An 18,788-nucleotide genomic window follows, 5' to 3' on the forward strand; every position below is an offset into this window, starting at 1 on the left:
CAAATTTAATTTTTTTTAAATATATCACACATATATTTAATTATTTATTATCATAAAAACAAAAACCTTCCAATTGGAAGGTTTTATTGTTATTTTGGTTTAAATTTTTAATTTCTATTTTTCAGTAATATCCAGCCCGTTCTTAGCTCAAGTTTTTTACTCGCTGGGTTATCCCATTGTACTTTGTACCAATAAGTAGCTGTAGGCAGGTTAAGATCTTTTATTGTTCCTCTCCAAGTAGTTTCAGATTTCGTGGCTTTAAAAATTTCCTGACCATATCTGTTAAAGACAGAGGCCGCAAAATTATTATATCCGCTTATTCCTGAGAAATCTATAAAATCATTTTTACCATCCCCATTTGGTGTAATTGCATTACTAATAACGAATGTAAAATATTGTAATGATGTACTACATTTCGCATCCTTAACCCTAACCATTAGATTATAATTGGTATTATTCAAAACATTATAAAACATGTTCGAATTCTGCCAGGTTACTCCACCATCAATAGAAAACTCTAAAATTCCACCTGTAGGATTTGAAGCCGTAAGCGTAAGAACATGATTTTCATAGACTATATTCGTAAACTGAGGTAAGGTTGGATTTAAAATTTGAGCCGTGAAAACTTTAGAACAAACTCCATTGCTAATCGTAACGCTATAAGTTCCCGTAATATTAGTAGATATTGTTTGGGTGGTAGCTCCAGTACTCCATAAATACGTATAGTTTGGTCCTGCACCTGCATCTAAAATCCCTGTATCTCCTGCACAAACAAAAACATCTTGTAATGTTGAAACAATTGCAGGAACAACTTCAATAGTAATTGTTGCGGGATTGATAGAACTACATCCATTTCCACCCAATGCATGTACAGAATATATAGTGGTAAGCGTAGGCGAAACAATCTGAGTATTACCATTCCCTGTTAATCCTGCCCAGCTATAGGTAATACCACCTGTAGCGGTTAAAGTAACAGATTCTCCGGCACATATTTTCGTTTTAGAAGCTGAGATTCCCGCTATCGGAGGCCCAACGATCACCGTAACGGTTGCTGGATTTGCAGAAATACATCCATTTGCTCCTACCGCAAAAACGGTATATACCGTAGTCGTCGTAGGGGAAACAACCTGAGTATTCCCATTACCCGTAAGACCACCACCCCAATTATAAGTTGCTCCGCCAGATGCGGTTAAAGTAACAGATTCTCCTACACAAATCTGGGCGACAGAAGAAATTAAAGTTGCTACTGGAGGTGTTTTATCCTGGGCTACTGTAACTGTTGCGGTATATGTACACGTTAAATTTCCGGGTTGTGTTACGTTTGAAACTGTTAATGTATAAACTCCACCAGCATTTACCGTTGGTGTTAAAGTATTAGCCCCCGAAACAATATTCCCTCCACCTGTTGTTGTCCAGGCAATGGTAGAACCTGTAGGAATTACTGATGCACCCGCATTTATCGTAATCTGATTCGTTGTACATGTAATAGTTTGTGGAGCAGCTATCGTTAATGTTGTTACTGCCGTACTTACTAATTGCAAAGTAACAACATAGCTACAGCCTCCATTTCTTACCAATACATAAATAGTCTGATTTCCAGGACTTGGATATGCTGTAGGGGTAGGTATTGTATTCCCATTTCCAGCATTGGCATCAGCCTGAAGAACATAATAATCAAAAGTAGCAGTACCAGCAGTTGTTATTTGGGGTTGTGCCGATGTTAAATCATAAATAATATTTCCTTGCTGATAACATTTTAGCAAAGTTGCGTTTTGTACTGTAATAGGCTGCGAAACTTCAATCGTTATTGTTGCCGCATTTTGAGATACACAACCATTAGCACCAACAGCAGTTACTGTATAGGTCGTATTAGCAGTAGGAGTTACAATTTGTGTATTTCCATTACCTGTTAATCCGCCTTGCCAGTTATATGTAGCTCCACCCGAAGCGGTTAAAGTAACAGATTCCCCTGCGCAGATAAGAACTTTAGTCGCAGTTAATCCTGTTGTAGGTGGGGCACTATCCCCAGTTACCGTCACTGTTGAAGTTGCTGTACAGTTAAGATTTCCAGGCTGATAATTTTTTGTAATCGTTAAAGTATAAGTTCCTGCATTATTCACAACTGGTGTTAATGTATTTCCACCAGAGACAATATTTCCACCCGTAGTTGCCCAATTAAATGTAGAACCAGCTGGATAAACTGATGCAGAGGCATCTAATGTAATTTGTGAATTTGTACAAGTTAAAACTGTTGGAGGCGCAATGGTAGCAGTCATCTGAGTAGCTTTTATGAGCTGTAGTTGAGCCACATTTGAACACGATCCACTGGTTACCCTAACATATATTGTAATCCCTCCAGCACTTGAATAAGCTGTAGGAGTAGGAATTGTATTTGCATTTCCCGCATTAGCATCTGCTTGGTTCAAATAATAAGTAAATGTAGCTCCTGGAGTGGTATTGTTAATTTGCGATTCAGCTGTAGTTAAATTAAACACAGCATTCCCAGGTACATAGCAAGTAGTTAAGCTCGCATTTTGTGCTGTAGGAGGAACGCCCATTGTAATGGTTACACTGGCAGTTCCCGGACATGAATTTCCAGGAATTAAAACATTAATCGTATAGGTTCCAGACTGTGTAGCTGTATAACTAACTCCGTTAGCACCAACGATTGGCACATTATTTAATAACCACTGATAGGTAGCTCCCGGAATATTAGCCGAAGCTGTAAGAACCTGTGGTACATTACCACAAACATTAATATTGGCAGGAAGTGTAGCTCCCGCAGGATCCAAAATTTTAACTCCTATATCAAAAGATCCTGCTTCTAAAAACACACCAGAATCATAATTCATATCTGAATAATCAGCTAAAACCATTTTAAAATGATAGGTTTGCCCAGGTATTACTGTTGCAGTAGCTGTTAACGGAATTGTACGTCCCGCAAAATTTGTTTCAATCTGAGGATTATTTAATCCTCCAAAATACTGTGCATTCTTTGGTCCACAAGGCAAACCTGCAGGAACAATGTTGGTAACACTCACAGGTGCCCCGTTGGGAAGAACAGCAAGATTAGTATACGACGGATCCCCAACTTTTTTTAATAATAAAGCAAAACCATCCGAAACAGTACATGTAAAACTGTCTGTATATTCTTTCGAGGCAAAAATATATCTGAATTTAACTTCGGTAGAAGTTGGAACAAAATCAAACTCTATATAGGTAGCATCAAATAATTGAGAGTTGGGAACTCCCAAAGCAGTGGCAAGATCAATATCTCCTCCTGACATTAAATGATCATTTAATGTTCCCTGATAATTATTACCAGCCTTTCTTGCATAGCCTGTTGTAAGAATGATCCCTTTAGCGAATGGGAAGTTGGTACTTGCTTTATTAAAATAACCCCAGCTTCTATTTTGGTCACTGACTGGTAAATTTGGAAAAACGACAACGTTTGATACATTGGCAGTAGAACAAGTAGATCCTCCTGCGATTAAAACATCCTTTACAAGCTGTGTAACATTATAATTTGACTCAGGATAACCCGGAGTATTTACATCTATAAATGCTCCTGCCTTCATTGATACTGCCCGAGGTGGCTTCCCTGCTATTATCTTTCTCTCTTGAGAAAAAGCACAAGTACCCGTAAGTATTAAAAGTAAAGCAAAAAATAAACTTCTTGTCCTCCAATTTAACATTTTATATTATTTTAAACAAAAATACTATTTTTTTTGATTGAAATTCAATTATGGAGAATTTACATTATTATGAATACAATTTTATTTATTATCACGTATCAATTTCACTTTACTAAAAAAGGCTAACAAATTGTTAGCCCTTTTTAGTATTTAATTTAATTATTCAAAATTCTTCAGTAATATCCAGCCTGTTTTTACGGTCGGCTTTTTACTTGCAGGATCATCAAAATTCAATTGATACCAGTAAGATGCCGTTGGTAAACGTTTTCCTTGGAAGAAACCATCCCAATACGGTCTTATTTTTTCAGCTTTATATACTTCACGTCCGTAACGGTCAAAGACACTTGCTTTAAAATCTTTGTAAGTCATCAGCCCACTGAAATCTATTTTATCATTGATATTATCTCCGTTCGGTGTAATTACATTTTGCATCACAAAGGTAAAGTACTCTAAAAATCCTACACAGCTTGTATTTTTAACACGAACTCTGATCTGTACCACTATATTTCTAGCAATATTAGTGAAGGTGTTAGAGTTTTGCCATGTCAATCCGTTATCTGCAGAATATTCTAAAGGTCCATTGCTTGGATTACTTGCTGTAATCATCATCGTTCCGTTTTCATTATAATTCACATTAATAATTTGCGGAATAATAGCTTGGATAACCTGCGTTGTATAGGCTTTAACACAAACTCCATTATTAATCGTCACAGTATACGCACCCGGTGTTCCTACTTCGATCGTTTGTGTAGTAGCACCCGTGCTCCATGTATAAGTATAATTGGGGCCTGATCCTGCGTCTAAGGTAATTTTATCACTTACGCAAATCATTCCTCCTTTAAGATTAGAGGTAATGGCAGGTACCACTTCTACGGTTACAGTAGCGGGTTGTAAAGATTTACACCCTTGTGCACCTATTGCATATACAGTATAAGTAGTCGTTTGGCTTGGAGTTACTGTTTGTAAAGCTGCAGTCCCCGAAAGAACATTCCATTGATAGGTTACCCCACCGGAAGCTGTTAACGTTACAGATTCTCCTTTACATATTTTCAATTTGGAAGCGGTAAGCACTGCTGTAGGAGTTGCTTCTTTTTGTAAGGTTAATGTCACTACCTTACTACAAAATGCACCATTAGAAACAAGGACATATAAAACCTGCCCATCTGTTCCATTATAGCTCGCTAAACCAGCAGTAGGAATAAAAGTATTATCCTGAGCCAGAGCACCAGCCTGAGTAGGATAAAAACTAAATACAGCTCCCGGAGTTGTACTTATTAGTAGCTTGCTATCATTTAAATTAAAGGTGCTTACAGTTGGGGTTGTGCAAAGTTTCAGCACTGCATTCTGAGCTACAGGTGTTGTTCCGCCAATAATCTTAACCGTTGCTTCAGCGGGGCAGGTATTTCCCGGAACCATAACTTTAATTGTATAAACACCCGGTGCGGTTGCAACATAGGTTGCACTTGTGGCTCCAGGTATTGCGACTCCGTCTTTGTACCATTGATAAGTTGCTCCTGTAATACCTGAAACCTGAGCAACTAAAGTCTGAGGAATATTATCACACACTTTTAATTCACTTGGTAAAAGAACCCCACTTCCATCAACCAGTTTAATTCCGATGTCAAAAGACCCTCCTTCAATAAATACAGCAGAATCAAAGCTAGTATCTCTATAATCAGACAAAACCATTTTAAAATGATAAGCAACTCCAGGTGTAACATCAGCAATTGCTGTCAAAGGAACCGTTCTTCCATTATAATTGGTAACCACTTTAGGCGCCGGGTTGTAGCCCGCAAAATACTGTTCATTAATAGCAGGACAGCCAAAAGCTCCTGTTACAACAGGATGTATATTCGTCATACTTACAGGCCCAGCTCCTGCTGGTAAAATTGCTACATTTACATAAGGACCACCTGAAACAGGTTTGATTAACAAGGCAAATGCATCTGAATATTGACACGGATAATTACTCGTATATTCATCAGAAGCAAAAAGATAATTAAACTTTACCTGATTAGAGTTGGGGACAAAATCAAACTCCAACATCACATTATCATTATAATTATCACCAGGGATAGTAATAGGAACTGCCGCTACCAGATCAGGATCATTCATTCCTGCTCCAGTTACAGGCCAACTAGGGGAAGCTGCTACATTTCCTGCCTCTCTGGCATATCCTGTCGTTAAAACAATTCCATCTTTAAACGGAAAGTTCGTTGTTCCTCGGTGAAAATATCCCCAAAACCTATTGTTATTAGTCACTGGATGATTAGGAGTTATCGTTACATTCGATACATTAGGAATCGAACAGGTAGATCCTCCATTAATTAGAACATCTTTTACCAATTGTTCTGCACTATACGTAGAAGGTGTGTATCCTGCGGCGTTTACGTCAATAAAAACTCCAGCTTTTTTATTAACCGATGTTATGATAGGTTTAGGAGCTTTCCTCTGTGAAAATAGAGAAGTTGAGATAAACAAAAGCACTAAGGGAAAAAGGTAGTTTTTTAGTCTATAATTTAACATTTTGTTGTTGTTTGTTCAAAAATACTATTTTTTTTAATTAAATATATATTTCACGCAAATTATTAACAATAATAACAACAAAAATCAAAATATTTTCTATAATCAATTTATTTAAAATTTTATTGTAGACAAAAATAGACTACCTCAAAATTCAGGTAGTCTATTTATTTAAAGTTAATTTTTTAATTATTCAAAATTCTTCAGCAATATCCAGCCTGTTTTTACGGTCGGCTTTTTACTTGCAGGATCATCAAAATTCAATTGATACCAGTAAGATGCCGTTGGTAAACGTTTTCCTTGGAAGAAACCATCCCAATACGGTCTTATTTTTTCTGCTTTATATACTTCACGTCCATAACGGTCAAAGACACTTGCTTTAAAATCTTTGTAAGTCATTAGCCCACTGAAATCTATTTTATCATTGATATTATCTCCGTTCGGTGTAATTACATTTTGCATCACAAAGGTAAAGTACTCTAAAAATCCTACACAGCTTGTATTTTTAACACGAACTCTGATCTGTACCACTATATTTCTAGCAATATTAGTGAAGGTGTTAGAGTTTTGCCATGTCAATCCGTTATCTGCAGAATATTCTAAAGGTCCATTGCTTGGATTACTTGCTGTAATCATCATCGTTCCGTTTTCATTATAATTCACATTAATAATTTGCGGAATAATAGCTTGGATAACCTGCGTTGTATAGGCTTTAACACAAACTCCATTATTAATCGTCACAGTATACGCACCCGGTGTTCCTACTTCGATCGTTTGTGTAGTAGCACCCGTGCTCCATGTATAAGTATAATTGGGGCCTGATCCTGCGTCTAAGGTAATTTTATCACTTACGCAAATCATTCCTCCTTTAAGATTAGAGGTAATGGCAGGTACCACTTCTACGGTTACAGTAGCAGGTTGTAAAGATTTACACCCTTGTGCACCTATTGCATATACAGTATAAGTAGTCGTTTGGCTTGGAGTTACTGTTTGTAAAGCTGCAGTCCCCGAAAGAACATTCCATTGATAGGTTACCCCACCGGAAGCTGTTAACGTTACAGATTCTCCTTTACATATTTTCAATTTGGAAGAAATAAGTGCAGCTATAGGGCTTGCTTCTTTTCGTAGAGTCAGCGTGACTACCTTACTACAAAATGCACCATTAGAAACAAGGACATATAAAACCTGCCCATCTGTTCCATTATAGCTCGCTAAACCAGCAGTAGGAATAAAAGTATTATCCTGAGCCTGAGCACCAGCCTGAGTAGGATAAAAACTAAATACAGCTCCCGGAGTTGTACTTATTAGTAGCTTGCTATCATTTAAATTAAAGGTGCTTACAGTTGGGGTTGTGCAAAGTTTCAGCACTGCATTCTGAGCTACAGGTGTTGTTCCGCCAATAATCTTAACCGTTGCTTCAGCGGGGCAGGTATTTCCCGGAACCATAACTTTAATTGTATAAACACCCGGTGCGGTTGCAACATAGGTTGCACTTGTGGCTCCAGGTATTGCGACTCCGTCTTTGTACCATTGATAAGTTGCTCCTGTAATACCTGAAACCTGAGCAACTAAAGTCTGAGGAATATTATCACACACTTTTAATTCACTTGGTAAAAGAACTCCGTTTCCATCAACCAGTTTAATTCCGATGTCAAATGAACCTCCTTCAATAAATACAGCAGAATCAAAACTAGTATCTCTAAAATCAGCTACAACCATTTTAAAATGATAAGCAACTCCCGGTGTAACATCTGCGACTGCTGTCAAAGGAACTGTTCTCCCATTATAATTGGTTACCACTTTAGGCACTGTATTATATCCTGCAAAATACTGTTCATTGATTGCAGGACACGATAATGGGCTTCCACTTGCTGTTGTACTTCCATGAATATTGGTCATGCTTACCAATCCTGCATTATTAGGAAGAATCGCCACATTTACATAAGGACCACCAGCAACCGGTTTTATCAATAAAGCAAAAGCATCTGAATAACTGCAAGGATAATCATAGGTATATTCTTCTGAAGCAAAAAGATAATTAAACTTCACCTGATTAGAGTTGGGGACAAAATCAAACTCCAACATCACATTGTCTTTAAAACTATCGGGTGCCGGATTAATAACTGCTACAAGATCCGGATCATTTATTCCAGCACCGGTTACTGAAACACTAGCTTCAGATGCAACGTTTCCAGCCTGTCTGGCGTATCCTGTCGTTAGAACAATCCCATCTTTAAACGGGAAGTTTGTTGTTCCTCTATGGAAATATCCCCAAAATCTATCGTTATTAGTTGCTGGTTGGTTGGGGGTTACTGTTACATTCGACACATTAGGAATCGAACACGTTGATCCTCCATTAATAAGAATATCTTTTACCAATTGTTCCGGGCTGTAGGTAGAAGGCGCATATCCTGCTGCATTTACATCTATATACACACCTGCTTTTTTGTTGACCGAGGTTATGATATTTTTAGGGGGCTTCCTCTGTGAAAATAGAGAAGTTGGGATCAAAAAAAGGAATACGAAAAAAAGGTAGTTTTTCAGTTTATAATTTAGCATTTCATGAGTGTTTATTCAAAAATACCATTTTTATTAAACAAATCCCTACCTAATATTAATTATTAATGATAATAATTCAATTCATCTTCATGGCAAATTCTTCGATAATTCATAGCAAACAAAAAAAAGACTAATAAAATATTAGTCTTTTCTTTAATTATATCATTTACTCATATTAACCATGAAATCCGGATAAAAAAATTAATCTTTTTTAAGTTGATCAATCATATATTGAAGTTCAGAAATTTGATCTTTTAACGCTTTAATTTCATTCTTATTAGAACTTACGTGGCTTTTAAGCATTACCGTTTTAGCACGTTCGTTATGATCTTCGTCTTCCTCCTCTTCATTAATCTCTTCAATATCTTCCTGAATGTCTTCAATATCTTCATTAATCTCCTCGATATCTTCGCTGATTTCTTCTATATCTTCACTGATTTCCTCAATATCTTCCTGAATATCTTCAATGTCTTCCTGAATATCTTCAATCTTTTCATGGCTTCTATTCACCGACATCTGGATAAAAATTGCCAGATAAATGGCTTCCAAAGAAACTACAGTGGTAAGAATCAAAAGCATTTTATCAAACTCCACCATGTGCAGCAAAGGAAGAAGAAAAGAAATAATAAAAAAAAGTGTGTGAACAATAAGTGATGGTATAGAACCAATCCACCAAGTAATTCCGTTTGCAATTTTTTCTAAAACTTCTATTTTTTCATTGTGTGTTTTCATCTTTATATTTTATAATAATTCTTTTGTTACTCCCAATCCAAACAAAGCAAAATCATATTTGGCAGGATCTTTTTCATCAAATTTTCTAATCATAAGATCGAGTTCTTCCACCGTTTTCCAATCGTTTTGAGTTCTTGAGATCAATCCTAATTTTCGGGAGATATTTCCTGTGTGAACATCCAATGGAATTGATAAATATTTTTGATCAATATTCTTCCAGATCCCAAAATCTACTCCCTTTTTATCTTGGCGAACCATCCAACGTAAAAACATGATGATCCTTTTAGTAGAAGAGTTTTTATAGGGCGAACTTACGTGTTTGTGCGTTCTGTGTTTTTCAATTCCCAGAAATTGTGTTCTGAATCTTTCAATGGAATGAGAAAAATTGGTTTCAGAATCTTTAATTAAAAATAAATCTTCCAAGCTTTCATTTTCCTTATAAATTCTATTGAACTGTTTAATAAAGTAAGAAAAATCCTGACCATTGAAAGTTCTGTGAATACTTTTATCCTGAATAGATTCTAGGTCTTTTTCAGAATAATTCATCACAAAATCATAAGGCGAATTGCCCATAATGTCGAGCATTTTCTCAGCCGATTTTATAATCGCTTTCCTGTTTCCCCAAGAAATGGTAGCCGATAAAAAACCTGCAATTTCTATATCCTGCTGTAAAGAAAAACGGTGTGGAATCTGTAGCGGATCATGTTCAATAAAATCCGGATTATTATACTGATCGGCTTTTTCGTCTAAGAAGCTTTTAAGCTCTTCAAAATTCAACATACAATTTTTAAAATTTTACACTTTCCAATGCTTTTGGTAAAAATGAATTGGTAAAAATAGTTCTGGCTTCATCTGTAAATACCGTTAAATCACCGTATCTGTTAGAGAAATGTCCTAAAATAAGTTTTCCAACTTCTGCTTTCCGGGCAATCCTCGCAGCTTCCAATGCTGTTGAATGTCCTGTATAATCAGCCATTTCTTTTAAGTCATGCAAAAACGTAGATTCATGATACAGAACCGTTACATTTTTAATAATAGGGATTACGCTTTCAAGATATCTGGTATCACTGCAGAACGCATAAGAAACGCACGGCGCAGGATCAATTGTCAATACCTCATTTTTAAGTACATATCCATCGCTCAATACAAAATCCTTTCCTGCTTTTATGTTGTGATAATCACAAGATTCTATTTCATTATACTTTGCAATCTCCTGCATATTCAGATGTCTGTCTTTCGGTTTTTCTTTAAAAAGATAGCCGTTACAGTAAATCCTGTGATCTAAAGGAATCGTATGAACCTCTACTCTAGCGTCTTCATAAATCTTTTCAGAATAGTCTTTGTCTAATTCATGATAAACCACCTCAAATCCACGATGGGTTTCGGTAATGGTAAAGATGGTATCAAGCATTTTTTTAATTCCTTTCGGCCCATACACATGCAAAGGAGTATCACGTCCCAATAACCTAAAAGACGCAATAAGCCCAGGAAGACCAAAACAATGATCCCCGTGAAGATGCGAAATAAAAATATGATTGATCTTTGAAAATTTCGCTTTTGCTTTCCTTAGCTGTACCTGCGTTCCTTCACCACAATCTATCAAAAAACATCTTTCTTCCATTTCTAAAAGCTGAGATGTGGGTGAAGTATTCACTGTGGGAATCGCTGAATTAAAGCCTAGTATCGTTAAATAAGTACTCAAAACAATAGTTTATTATGCCGACAAATGTACGACAGATTTTTAACTTAACCGTTGTCATTCTGAACGTAACAAGGTGAAATGAAGAATCTATTGAATCTGTTTAGATTCTTCATCAGTCAGAAAGACAAATCAACAGGAACGGACTTTAGTCCGTTGACAATATGACAAAACATCAAATGGCTTCAGCCAAAATTCATCTTATTTATCCGTAACTTTCAAAAAATCTAGAAATAGATCCAACGCCTGTTTACGGTGGCTGATCTTGTTTTTATCTTCAGGATTCATTTCTGCAAAAGTATAGTCGTAGCCTTCAGGAACGAAGATTGGATCATATCCAAACCCTTTGAATCCTTTATTTTCTGTTAATAAATTTCCATGCGCTCGGCCGTCGAAATATTTCGCCCCGTTTTCATCATAATAACATAGAACAGTGATGAAATAAGCTTTTCTATTTTCAACACCTTCCATTTCACTTAAAACTTTTGCAATATTTTTAGCAAAATCATGATCTCCTGCATAGCGCGCTGAGAAAATCCCGGGTCTTCCGTCTAAAGATTCTACCACCAAACCGCTATCATCTCCTAAACTTGGAATTCCTGTTTTTTCGAAGCAGTATTTAGCTTTAATTAAAGCATTGGCGTTGAAAGAATCTCCGTCTTCTACAATTTCTTCGTGAATATTATAATCAGCTAAGCTTTTTACGACAAAATCGTTACCTAAAATTTGCTGAATTTCTTCTTTTTTATGTTCGTTGTGTGTTGCTACCAATAATTCCATATCCAATTTCATTTTTTTTAAATTCTATTTTTTTGTTTAAACACGAAAGGCACAAATAATTTTCACGAATAACACGATTGTCATTTGTGGTATTTGCGTTTAGATTTACATTTCAGCATAATGCACTTTATATTTCTTCATAAAAAGGTAATAGAATAAAGAAAAAAGTACAATTCCGATGGCTAATATAACCCATTCAGAAACTTTAAAAGCTTCTGCAAAACTTTCATTTTTAGTATAGGTAATTAATAATGATGAGCATAAATTATTAAACCCATGCAACAACATCGGTAATAGTAAAGACTTGGTTTTATAATATACCAAACCAAGTACACATCCTAATAAAACGGCCCCTACAAACTGCCACGGATTCGCATGAACCAATCCGAAAATAATGGAAGAAAATAAAATCGCCTTCCAGGGTTTTACGCCTTTATTCATTAATCCTTTCTGAATGATTCCTCTGAAAATTATTTCCTCAAAAATCGGTGCCATAATAACGGCTGTGATAATCATAGTAATAGGCTCACTCGTCAGCTGATTCATCAGGTCTGTGAAAAAATCATAGTATTTCCCAAAGAAAGATCCTGTTGTAGGAATTTGAGCTGCAATGAATTCTGCAATAAACATCATCCCAATCATCAATGGAAAAATCAGCAGATAGGTATAAAAATTCGTGGGAGAAAAATTAAAATTCAGTTTCTTTTTTGTAGTTGGTCTTACCACTAAAAAATCAAAAAATGCAATAGCTGTTAGAAATCCAGCCGCATTAGAAAGCATTAAAAACCAATCTTTCAGTTGTATATTTTGTCCGAAAACAATTTTACAAAAAGTACTAAAAAGAGAAATGAACATGGTTCCCGCCATTAATCCACCCAATAAAACAACCCCTCCGATCCATGTGAACGTAAACTTTGGATATTTGCTGTTTTCCATGTTTATATTGTAATAATTTATAGTAACAAAGGTAACTGATTTTATGGAATTGTAAATCATTATTGAAGTTTTGAATGATAAATATTACCTTTTTAGCAGCCTTATTATCTTGATACTATTTTTTTCTGAAGTAACTTTGTAGCTTAATTTTTTTTCACATGGATAGTTTAGTAAATCGGTCAGAGAATGTTAATTTATCCTTGATGAGTTATGTATCTTTTACATTCGTAGGATACTTTATCATAGGATTATCTCTGTCTGTTCTTCCGATTTTTATTAATAAAAGTTTAGGTTTTAGTTTGGTTGTTGCCGGATTGGTCATCAGTTTACAATATGTTTCTACATTTTTTTTGAGGGCATACTCCGGAAAGATCATTGATGGAAAAGGTCCAAAACCCGCTGTCTTATTTAGTATGTTGAGTTTTTCATTAACAGGAATCTTTTTAATGATTGCTTATTATTTTAGACTCTCCCCATTTATCAGTCTTACCTTTCTTATAATAACCCGCTTGCTTACAGGTTGTGCAGAAGGAATGGTGGGAGCAAGCCCGATCAACTGGGCGATTATGGCTTTGGGTGAAAAGTATACTGCAAAAATTATTTCTTACAACGGGGTCGCCTGCTATGGAGCCTTGGCAATCGGCGCTTCGCTGGGGATTATCATTGAACACAAATTCAGTCTTTATGGAATTGGAATTATTTCTATTATCTTAGGGATTTTGGGATTTCTTTTCGCTAGAACCAAAGAAAATAAAACCAATACCCATCCTAAGGAGTCACAATCTTTCTGGAAAGTATTGGGCAAAGTGGCACCTTTCGGAATTTGTCTTGCTTTAGGAGGACTCGGATTTGCGTGTATTTCTACCTTTATTACTTTATATTACAATTATTTCCACTGGAATAATGGTGCTTTATGCCTTAGTATTTTTGGAGGATTATTCGTTGCCGGAAGATTAGTTTTCAGTAATGTCATTAATAATTATGGCGGAATAAAAGTCGCTATTGCCTGTCTTTTAGTAGAAACCATCGGACTTTTAATTATTGCTTTTGCCACGACTTCCCAAATGGCACTTCTTGGCGCCGGCGTTACCGGTTTAGGATTTTCATTACTATTTCCTGCATTGGGAGTTGTTGCCATAAAAAGTGTTTCTCCTTCCAGTCAGGGTTCTGCATTGGCAGGTTACGGACTTTTTATTGATCTTTCCCTTGGGGTTGCAGGGCCACTAATTGGTGCAGTAGCCGATATTTTTGGGATGAAATATATTTTCCCTTTCAGTGCTGCCATGGTTTTTGTGGGACTGGGATTGGCTTTTGTTCTTAAAAATAAATCAAAATTTGATCAGGCTTAAAAACTTTCAAAAATTGAACCACAAAAGATTCAAAAGAGTAACACATTAGAACACTTAAGAAAGTGTGAAACTTTGAAAATAATTAAGATTACATAAGAAGAAAATCAAGTTTATAAAATGAAACACTAATTACACAAATGTGTTCACAAATTTTCACAAATTTAATTGTGCTTATTTGTGATAATAATTCGTGTTATTTGTGTTTAAATAAATGTTTTAAAAATCAAATTTTCAGGATTCGACAAAATTCACGATTTTTGCAACTTCAAAATACGATATGTCAGACTTAATCAAAGAAATAGAAAAAAGAAAAACTTTCGGGATTATCTCTCACCCCGATGCCGGAAAAACCACTCTTACAGAAAAGTTGCTACTTTTCGGAGGGGCAATTCAGGAAGCGGGTGCAGTAAAATCCAACAAAATAAAAAAAGGAGCTACCTCCGACTTTATGGAAATTGAAAGACAGAGAGGGATCTCTGTGGCAACTTCTGTATTGGCTTTCGAATATAAAGGCTATAAAATCAACATCCTAGATACACCAGGTCACAAAGACTTTGCAGAAGATACGTACAGAACATTAACCGCAGTTGACTCTGTAATTGTTGTCATTGACGTTGCAAAAGGGGTTGAGGAACAAACTCAAAAATTGGTTCAGGTTTGTAGAATGAGAAACATCCCCATGTTGGTTTTCATTAATAAATTAGACCGTGAAGGTAAAGATGCCTTCGATCTATTGGATGAAGTTGAGCAAAAATTAGGATTAAGAGTGGTTCCTCTTTCTATTCCAATTGGGATGGGAGCTGATTTTCAGGGAATTTATAATATCTGGGAAAACAATATTCAGTTATTCTTAGAAGAGAAAAAACAGAGAGTTGGGGAAGCGATCAAATTTGATGATATCAACGATCCAACAATCGATGAAATTATTGGAGAGAAAGCAGCAAAAAATTTACGTGAAGAGCTTGATCTGGTACAATCTGTTTACCCGGAATTCAACCGTGAAGAATACATGAATGGTGATCTTCAACCTGTTTTCTTTGGTTCTGCTTTAAATAATTTTGGGGTAAGAGAATTATTGGATGCTTTTATTGAAATCGCACCCATGCCTCAGCCAAAAGAAAGTGATAGCCGTATTGTAAAGCCTGAAGAAAATACATTTACAGGATTTGTTTTCAAGATCCACGCGAATATGGACCCGAAACACAGAGACCGTTTGGCTTTCGTGAAAATTGTTTCAGGAGTATTTAAAAGAAATGAAAATTATCTATTGGTAAGAGAAGGTAAAAAGATGAAGTTTTCTTCTCCAAACGCCTTTTTCGCTGATAAAAAAGAAGTGGTAGACGAAAGTTTCCCGGGAGATATCGTTGGTCTTCATGATACTGGAAGTTTCAGGATTGGAGATACTTTAACAGGAGGTGAAAAACTAAGCTTTAAAGGAATTCCAAACTTCTCTCCGGAACATTTCCGTTATATCAATAACAGTGATCCGTTAAAAGCTAAGCAATTGGCTAAAGGTATCGATCAGCTAATGGACGAAGGTGTTGCTCAGTTATTTATACTTGAAATGAACAACAGAAAGATCATCGGAACGGTAGGTGCCCTTCAGTATGAAGTTATTCAATATCGTTTGGAACATGAATACGGTGCAAAATGTACGTATGAACCTCTTTCCATGCATAAAGCGTGTTGGGTAGAAGCCGACGAAAAATCAGATGAATTTAAAGAATTTGCAAGATTAAAACAAAGATTCTTAGCCAGAGACAAATACAATCAATTGGTATTTTTAGCAGATTCATCTTTCACAATTCACATGACTCAGGAAAAATTCCCGAATGTGAAGCTGCATTTTATCAGTGAATTTAAACAAGAATAAATTTGATTTATACATAAAACAAAAGAAACCGTTCAAATATCCTGAACGGTTTCTTTCTTACTATAGGCTTGATGATTTACTTATTCTTTAATCCATTTTATGGTCTTATCCATATTTTTAGATTTAATACTGATCACATAATCTCCTTTAATTAAATGACCTACATTAAAAGTACCCACTTTATCATGGTTCAATTTATTATTCAACTTGCTAAACACTAATTTTCCACTTACATCGTATATTGTAACATCATATGGTTCATTTTGATTTACAAACTTGATGTTTACAAGATCTTTACCCGGATTAGGGTAAACCACAAATACCTCTTTATTTCCTCCTACTTCATTCACACCCAATACCTGCGTAATGGTAAAGTTAACAGGATTGATATTATAAAAAACATTTCCTTCTCCTGCAACCATAATTCTGGCCTGTGTTGTATTTACATTCGGAACAGTAATAACCTCAGAACCATCATTTGGAGTAGAAGCTATAATGATAGTTGGATAGGTAAGACCGCCGTCTGTGGAAAGTAAAATACTTACATTGGCACAATTCACAGGTGCAGCGGTTGTATTGGCAACATCCCATGTTATGGTTTGAGAAGTATTGCCTGTCCAGTTTACTGCTGTGCTCGGTGCGGTTACTTTAAACGGCCCTGAATTACCATCCACCGTAATTGCAGCATCATCATTGGCAACCCCTCCACAACCAGCGTTATTATCTCTCACGGTCAATCTGAACTCCATGGTTCTTGCATACGATGGCAAAATTTCTCCTTTAGTTACCGTATTATTGATAACATCTGTAATTTTTGGAAAGTATCTGTAAGGAACGTCAGTAGGCAGAAATGATCTGAATAATGGAGCATTTCCGGATGGAGCATTCCAGTTTCCAGCAGGTCCTATATCATTTTGTTCCCAAGCATAGGTTAATGCATTATTTTGAGCATCCGTGGCAGAACCTGTTAATTTAAACGGCGTACTTTTAGGGATTGTATAATTATTTCCTGCGTTGACAACAGGAGCTGTATTCGCAACAGGACTTACAACCTGACAATCTGTTGATTCAATGGTTTCTGTGATAGATTGAAATGATTTGGTATGAAAAATAGGAATACTATTAGGTGCTAAATCATTTGCACTCCCACAAATACCTGCATAAGCCATAATTGTGATTCCGCTTCCAGGTTCTACCGCATTATCATCATCACGATTTCCCCATCCGCAATTCCCTGTTTCTGCATTAAAACTATGAGGTCCACCAAACTGATGTCCTACTTCATGAGAAACATAATCAATATCATAAGGATCTCCTACAGGATTAGTGGAACCTGTAATTCCATAGGCTTTCTCCTCCTCCTCGCATATAACTCCCAATCCTGCTAATCCGCCACCTCCGGTACTAAAAGTATGTCCTATGTCATAATTAGCCGTTCCTATGATGGCATCAATTAGCTCTTGGCTTTCTTCAATCAATATATCCGGATCATCATTTCCATCAAAAGGATCTGTAGATGGATTTGTAAAAACAATAGAAGATTCATTGGCTACCAATACCAACCTAGTAGCAACTTCCTGCTCAAATACTCCATTTACTCTGTTCACCGTTGTTACAATAGCCGACAACGTTTGAGCAACCGTAGGTGAAGACAATCCTGTTGCAGCTTGTGCGTACTCACCGGTACACGCTACCGCAAACCTAAAAATTCTAATCTGATTACCTACGCTTGGGGTAACGGTTTTTTGATGATTTTTTTTTTCTAATTTAAACACATCATCTTTCGTTCCGCATATTCTTGGGTTCTTATTAACCAAATCATTCTTTTTGTAAATGATATAATGATCAGTATCGTTTTTTGCATACGGATCAATATACAAATCCCCTGTCATAACAGACTTTACCTGAGCATGAAATCCTAACTCTGTGAAATCTAATTTTATGGTTGCATATTTATCATCCATCCCCTGCCCTGTTAACGTAACCAACTGAGGAAATTTTTGGGCTAATTCAGGAGCCATTACTGAAGACTTCCAAATTCTGAATTTTGCTTTCGTACCGTCAGGCATCGGTAAAACAATGATGGGCGCTTTATCTTTAAAATCAGTATCCCTAAGTTCAGGAACTGAATTGAAATAGCTTTTCATCCCTGCTACATCTAATGTATACGTAAGAAATTTTTCGGGTTGTACAGTTCTGTTCTTGGGGTCTGCCTTAATAGACCTTTCACTGATGGTGGTAAAAAAATCCTGCGCTTTGACAGAGAAGGATAAAAGAAATATCCCCAAATAAAATAATAATTTAATCTTCATAATTTATGTTGTTTAAGGTTAATAAAGTATCAAATAAAAATCTCCTTCATTTTCTCCTTCTTTCTTAAGTAAATAAAAAACTAGATTATTTACTATGTAACAAATATAAAAATAATCAAAACATAATTAGCTGAAATTCAAATATTTACACAATTAAAAAATATTAATGGATTTTATAAAGCATTCTATTTATTTTAAAGAAAAAAGAATTGAATTTTAATTATTAATAAGAAAAAAAGTATTTAAGGAGAGTCCTAAAACTCATTGATCAGCATAAAAATGGAGATAAAACTCTTGTAAAATAATTGTAAAACAGAAATAGATTATTGA

11 protein-coding genes are annotated in these 18,788 nt (G+C 35.8%); 2 read left to right on the forward strand and 9 right to left on the reverse strand.

Features of this window, described 5'->3' with window-relative positions:
- Nucleotides 1-107: 107 nt before the first annotated feature.
- The 8 genes from AMQ68_RS07660 to AMQ68_RS07695 all read right to left on the reverse strand — a co-directional run bounded on the left by AMQ68_RS07660 (nt 108) and on the right by AMQ68_RS07695 (nt 12,924).
- Entirely contained in the window at nt 108-3,695 is a 3,588-nt protein-coding gene (locus AMQ68_RS07660) for a choice-of-anchor L domain-containing protein (protein WP_054510069.1), read from the reverse strand.
- 159 nt (nt 3,696-3,854) lie between these two features.
- The gene (locus tag AMQ68_RS07665) at nt 3,855-6,221 is read right to left on the reverse strand and encodes a choice-of-anchor L domain-containing protein (protein ID WP_054510070.1); all 2,367 of its coding nucleotides are present in this window, start codon (nt 6,219-6,221) and stop codon (nt 3,855-3,857) included.
- Between the two features lie 186 nt (nt 6,222-6,407).
- Nucleotides 6,408-8,654 (reverse strand): choice-of-anchor L domain-containing protein, encoded by a 2,247-nt coding sequence (locus tag AMQ68_RS07670; protein ID WP_241775082.1) that lies wholly within the window; start codon nt 8,652-8,654, stop codon nt 6,408-6,410.
- 324 nt (nt 8,655-8,978) lie between these two features.
- Nucleotides 8,979-9,509, reverse strand: a complete 531-nt coding sequence (locus tag AMQ68_RS07675) for a DUF1003 domain-containing protein (RefSeq protein ID WP_054510072.1) — start codon at nt 9,507-9,509, stop codon at nt 8,979-8,981.
- 9 nt (nt 9,510-9,518) lie between these two features.
- Nucleotides 9,519-10,286: a TIGR02757 family protein gene (locus AMQ68_RS07680; protein WP_123905663.1), complete on the reverse strand. Its 768-nt coding sequence runs from the start codon at nt 10,284-10,286 to the stop codon at nt 9,519-9,521.
- A 10-nt stretch (nt 10,287-10,296) separates the two neighbouring features.
- Nucleotides 10,297-11,211: a ribonuclease Z gene (locus tag AMQ68_RS07685; RefSeq protein ID WP_054510074.1), complete on the reverse strand. Its 915-nt coding sequence runs from the start codon at nt 11,209-11,211 to the stop codon at nt 10,297-10,299.
- A 198-nt stretch (nt 11,212-11,409) separates the two neighbouring features.
- The gene (gene rdgB, locus AMQ68_RS07690) at nt 11,410-11,994 is read right to left on the reverse strand and encodes an RdgB/HAM1 family non-canonical purine NTP pyrophosphatase (RefSeq protein WP_123905664.1); all 585 of its coding nucleotides are present in this window, start codon (nt 11,992-11,994) and stop codon (nt 11,410-11,412) included.
- A gap of 99 nt (nt 11,995-12,093) precedes the next feature.
- The gene (locus AMQ68_RS07695; RefSeq protein ID WP_054510075.1) at nt 12,094-12,924 is read right to left on the reverse strand and encodes a CPBP family intramembrane glutamic endopeptidase; all 831 of its coding nucleotides are present in this window, start codon (nt 12,922-12,924) and stop codon (nt 12,094-12,096) included.
- Between the two features lie 158 nt (nt 12,925-13,082).
- On the opposite strand from AMQ68_RS07695, the gene AMQ68_RS07700 reads away from it, so the two are divergent.
- Both AMQ68_RS07700 and AMQ68_RS07705 read left to right on the forward strand, forming a co-directional pair.
- On the forward strand, nt 13,083-14,273 hold the full coding sequence (locus AMQ68_RS07700) for an MFS transporter (RefSeq protein WP_054510076.1): 1,191 nt from the start codon (nt 13,083-13,085) through the stop codon (nt 14,271-14,273).
- Nucleotides 14,274-14,550: 277 nt separating this feature from the next.
- A complete protein-coding gene (locus tag AMQ68_RS07705) occupies nt 14,551-16,146 on the forward strand; it encodes a peptide chain release factor 3 (protein ID WP_054510077.1) in 1,596 nt (531 codons plus the stop codon).
- A gap of 80 nt (nt 16,147-16,226) precedes the next feature.
- Here the strand turns inward: AMQ68_RS07705 and AMQ68_RS07710 are convergent, their stop codons facing one another.
- Nucleotides 16,227-18,458, reverse strand: a complete 2,232-nt coding sequence (locus AMQ68_RS07710; RefSeq protein ID WP_054510078.1) for a reprolysin-like metallopeptidase — start codon at nt 18,456-18,458, stop codon at nt 16,227-16,229.
- Nucleotides 18,459-18,788 lie beyond the last annotated feature (330 nt).

It is taken from the genome of Chryseobacterium sp. ERMR1:04 (genome assembly GCF_001297705.1).
Classification (GTDB): domain Bacteria; phylum Bacteroidota; class Bacteroidia; order Flavobacteriales; family Weeksellaceae; genus Chryseobacterium.